The sequence below is a fragment of the Agrobacterium sp. MCAB5 genome, from assembly GCF_052114365.1.
GTDB lineage: Bacteria > Pseudomonadota > Alphaproteobacteria > Rhizobiales > Rhizobiaceae > Agrobacterium > Agrobacterium tumefaciens.
Window position 1 is genome coordinate 1 of record NZ_JBFREP010000260.1, and the last position, 451, is coordinate 451.

Consider the following 451-nt stretch of genomic DNA (forward strand, 5'->3'; position numbering starts at 1 on the left):
GGCTCGAGCATTCCGACAGCAGATGATAGCTGATTTCTTTTTCTAACAGGGGCCAAAGCACCCTAGTGTCGCGCGGTTCTGCGAGAAGCTCCAATGTCCGGACAAGGGCGTCTTCCAGAGAGATGGAGGACGGAACGATACCCATACCAGGGTGAAGAAAGTTAGCGTCAGATTGGCTTGTGCTGTTTCCGCGAAGTCCAGCGAGAAGTTCCTGCCTCAACTCAATGCGCAAACACAGAAAGGGCTCTAAAGGAGAAGCCTCCAACACTTGCCCACGCACAGGCAACGCGACGGAAACTGCAAGCGCCGCCCCCGGTTCGTAGGTATAACTCAGGGAACCTGCGGACACCTGCTTACGGCCCTGAGCGACGAAACAAAAGCTCGGCTCATAAATGGTGTGTATCGGGGCCGTCGGACGTGAGGCGCGCAGCAGGAAAACGCCGGGCAGGAT

Annotated in this window: 1 protein-coding gene; it reads right to left on the reverse strand. The window is 56.5% G+C overall.

Annotation, left to right across the window (positions count from 1 at the left end):
* The coding region (locus tag AB4Z23_RS28525; protein WP_441361313.1) for an AraC family transcriptional regulator at positions 1–451 on the reverse strand (451 nt) is incomplete at both ends.